Origin of the sequence: Niastella sp. (genome assembly GCF_045805085.1) — a bacterium.
Classification (GTDB): domain Bacteria; phylum Bacteroidota; class Bacteroidia; order Chitinophagales; family Chitinophagaceae; genus Niastella.
The window spans coordinates 1-4,273 of record NZ_JBJMLX010000277.1; the positions used below are offsets into that span (position 1 = coordinate 1).

Annotated in this window: 3 protein-coding genes; all 3 read right to left on the minus strand. The window is 46.1% G+C overall.

Going from position 1 to position 4,273, the window contains the following annotated elements; all coding sequences use genetic code 11:
• The coding region (locus ACJ751_RS14405; protein WP_407746197.1) for a FecR family protein at window positions 1-736 on the minus strand (736 nt) is incomplete at its 3' end.
• Between the two features lie 142 nt (window positions 737-878).
• Window positions 879-1,430, minus strand: a complete 552-nt coding sequence (locus ACJ751_RS14410) for a GNAT family N-acetyltransferase (protein ID WP_407746198.1) — start codon at window positions 1,428-1,430, stop codon at window positions 879-881.
• A 51-nt stretch (window positions 1,431-1,481) separates the two neighbouring features.
• Window positions 1,482-4,196 (minus strand): TonB-dependent receptor, encoded by a 2,715-nt coding sequence (locus ACJ751_RS14415; RefSeq protein WP_407746199.1) that lies wholly within the window; start codon window positions 4,194-4,196, stop codon window positions 1,482-1,484.
• Between the last annotated feature and the right edge of the window lie 77 nt (window positions 4,197-4,273).

Sequence of the window (4,273 nt, forward strand, 5' to 3'; positions counted from 1 at the left end):
CCTGCGCTGCTGAATACTGGCAATACTCGTTGGGCTGCATGATGGCGGCGGCTTTTTTGCCTGGAACACTGAACCGCACTTTCCCCTTTTGCAGCAGCACACCGGTTGTATTGTTGATGGTCTTTACGTTGAACTCGGTTCCCAGCACTTCTATTACCGCATCGCCGGCATAAACGGCAAAAGGTTGCGCGGCTCCGGCCCTATCAATATGGCGCACTTTAAAAAAGGCTTCTCCTGTTATCCACACTTCCCGTTTGCCGGCTGTACGGTTCCTGCCGAACCGGATAGAAGAATTGGCATTCAGCACCACTTCTGAACTATCAGGCAACCATATGGTTTTAGTAGCTGCATATGGTGTTGAGATATATGTGTAAGTCGGTTTTCTGAAATAATACAACACCAGCCCACTGATAAGTAAAGCACCTATTACCGCCGCCGCTTTTAGCCAGCTGCCTGTCAATCGCTTTGGTGGTAATGGAATGGCCTGCTCGCTTGCAATCGTATTATCGATCCGTTGTTTCAGGTTGTTGTAAAATTCACTGGCAATCGTTTCCTTTTTAAAATCAAGGGTACGGATGATCTCAATTGCTTTTTGCGCTGCTTCCTTTTTTGTAGAACCGGCATTCATCCATTTCGTCCAGGCCTGGTTATTTTCCCCTTCGGGATCCAACACCCAATTGATAAAAGATTCATCTTTAAGGAAATCCTCAGTTTGATATGTAGAATACTTATCCATTAATTTCTATATTCATTATTCATAAATGGCAGTTTCAGGCTTCAGGTTGCAAGTTTCAGGGAATCATAACTGTATTTCCCTGTAACATGGAACAGCCTCTTTTGAATCATAGAGTCCCATTTCACCATTGACCATTCACGACTTACCACTTCCACAATACAATATTCCACTCTTCTCCATCCGGCGCTGTATACTGATGTATGGTTTTAAATCCCACCCGTTTGTGCGCATTCAGGGAACGCTGGTTACGCGTTGCGATCTCTGTTATGGCAAAATCATACCTGTCTTTAAAATAACTTTTATACGCAGCGTAACAGGCATCGAAGATGCCCTTTCCGCGATAATTGGCCGCTACACAAACCTGCCCTACCACGATATAGTTATAGTCAGCAATCTTTTTATATTGATACGTCACTTCTTCAAACATCCCGAACATAGGCAGCAGAATGGGAATGTCGCACCGCGAACGAACGGTCATAGCCAGTAAGTAGGCAATAACACGGTCGTTGTCTTTAGCGATCACATGCGCCTCCAGTTCATTCATTTTATCCAGGTCTTCAAAACTATGCGATACCGTTACAAAACCCTGTGCCGCTATTTCCTCAGCCGTTAACCCAACTGCCAGGTTTTGTTTTTGCAGCGCCAGGATCTGCTCCAGCTCTTCCTTCGTTTTTGACGTTGTATACGTAATCATGATCTTTAAAGGAAGGCTGACCTTAGGCCAGCCCCCTTGTTTTCAGGCAATCTACAACTTAAAATTCAGCGTCGCCAAAAACGTTGTTCCCAGCTGACTGAAATGTGATCCATCATAAGTTACCATACTATACCTGCCGTTGAAAGTAATGGCATTGACATTGTTTTTCACCAATGCCGGGTCGCTTAAAATAGCGTCGCCATCGTTGTTCAATGCTTTTAATTTCCACTTCGGCGTTATATTGAATATGTTATTTACTGCTATGGACGCATTTACCCGGCTGCTGAACTGGTAGCCGATATTCAGGTCGGTCAACACTTTTGTTTGAAACTCCAGCTTCAGGTTTTTATCAAGGCCATCGTTGCGGAAAGTGGTTGGACCAAACAAAGTATTATTCAACAGGAAACTCCATTTACTGAACGTAAGATCTCCACCCAATACGGCTTTGTATTTTGGCCGGCTGGTTGTCAACAGGGCTATCTGTATTTGATCAATAGTACTCTGACCGGCATCGCTGATCAATTTAGGATTGGTAACATTGCCTTTCAGCTCATTGGCCAGGGTGTAATTACCAGCCATGTTGATGGTCAGTTTGCCCACATTGCCTACCCGGATATTTTTATAGTTAGCCACCACATCGATACCTTCTGTTCTGGTGTGAATGCCATTGGTAAAGAAGCTTACGCCTACAATGCCATTGTTACGTAACACATTATCCAGCTCGGTATTGCCCGCAGCCGTATTGGTGATGTTGGAGCTGAGGATGATCCGGTCTTTTATTTCGATGTGATAATAGTCTACCGTAACACTCAGGTTCTTTGTGGGGGTGAAGCCAAAACCTGCCGTGAAGTTGACCGATTTCTCCGGCTTTAAGGCAGGCACGCCAAGCAAATGCGCCTGCGGACTTTTATTACTTACAATACCCTTGGTTTGAATGCCCTGTCCGGGTACAAAACTTTGCTGGGCTATCTGCAGGTTGATCTGGTGTAAACTGGGCGCCCGGAAACCGGTTGAGATGGAAGAGCGAATGGTGAGTTTATCACCGATAACTTTAGCCCGGCCGCTGATCTTCCAAACAAAAGCGCTTCCAAAATCACTGTAATATTCCTGCCGCATGGTACCATTTACCAGTAATGCTTTGGAGATATCGTAACTCAGATCGAAGTAGCCGCCGATATTGAAACGATTCACTTTAATGGCGTTTATTTCGTTTACTCCGGGGAATGAGTTGGCGCCCTCGCCGGTATAGGAGGCGGTATCGCCGGCAAAGATCTGGAAGTTCTCACTGCGGAACTCACTGCCAAAAGCCACATTCAATTTATCTGTTACCTCTTTGGAGATATCGATATTGCCTACCACATGGCTAAACGCAAAACCACCGGGTTTGAACCGGATAGGGCTTTTTGAACCGAGTGAATGGTTTACCGTGTTCTCTACGGTATATAATTGTTTGTTTCCGCCGGTAGTAAAACTGATGTCGTGCATCCAGCCGTTTTTGGTTGTTTTAAAACCAACCGTAGCGTTATAGTCGTTTAAGTCGCCTTCAAAAGTGGGACCATAACCCAGGTATTCCGTACCGGCTGCATGCAGCAACCCATAATCTTCTTTCCAGTACGGGGTACGGTAGTTGGCAAAGCTTTGCACTTTCTTATATATGTAGGCTGCATTGGCATAGAAGTCGGTATTTTCACTTACAGGGATGCCTGTATTTATCAGGAATTTGGCAGCGGTGCTGGTGGGCGTACCACTGATATTATTTGCATCGGGGAAACGCGCCAGGTATTTTTTTACTTCCTCCAGACTGGCAGCGGTACCGGCACTCAGGTCGTTATTGTCGCCTTCAGCATCTACCGTACCCGATCTGTTGGTTTTGTTCTCCCGTTGAAAATTGATGGTGTAATTGATAAATCCTTTGCTGCCAAAATTGGCGCCGCCATTCAGGCTGGTTAAAATCGAAAATCCGTCTCCCTTATGTGTGAGGCCGCTGGCTATTTTAAAATTGGTATAATCGAAGCGGTCTTTCAGGATCACGTTCATTACCCCGGCAATGGCATCTGAACCATATTGGGCAGAAGCCCCATCGCGCAGGATCTCTACACGTTTGATGGCTTCGGTAGGGATAGCCGACAAATCGGCGCCGGTTTCCCCGCGGCCGGGTGAGGTTTGAATATATACCAGGGCGCTGGGGTTCTTGCGTTTGCCGTTCACCAGTATCAACGTGCGGCTGGGTCCCATGTTCCTGATCTCATACGGATCGAGCAACGAGGTAGCATCATTCACCGGTGTGTTTACGGTATTGAAGGAGGGCACGCGCAATTGCAGGGCTTTATCAAATGACAATTGCCCGGCGCTTTGCAGCTCCGAGGCACTGATATTATCTACAGGTAATGGTGTGGTGGTGAACGTTCGTTGCGAAGCACGGCTGCCTACTGCCACCACTACTTCGCTGAGGTCGGCAATGGCAAATTGCAGGACTATATCCCGGGTAACAGTGGAATTATCGATCTTAACCGTCAAAGAATATGGGTTAAATCCAACACTGGTGATAACCACTTTGTGGGTGCCTGAAGGTAAAGAAAGGCGGTATTCCCCCGTTGAATCGGTGGCAGTACCGCCTTTATTACTACCGACAATAATGGATGCATTGGCCAACGGCTCTCCACTTTCGCTGGTTATTTTACCTTTTAAAATACCCTGCGCGGTAGCCATATTGTTCAGCAGAAATAGCATAGCTACCATCTGCATGGCATATATTAATTTTCTCATGTGACTGATTTAATGATGGTTTACGATGAAAAGCAGGCAAATCGCTTCAAAAACCCCGCGCGGGTTTTAGTTAAGAG

Coding starts and splice junctions, on each gene's coding strand:
- ACJ751_RS14410 (WP_407746198.1), bottom strand. CDS start 1,430: ATGATTACGTATACAACGTCAAAAACGAAGGAAGAGCTGGAGCAGATC.
- ACJ751_RS14415 (WP_407746199.1), bottom strand. CDS start 4,196: ATGAGAAAATTAATATATGCCATGCAGATGGTAGCTATGCTATTTCTG.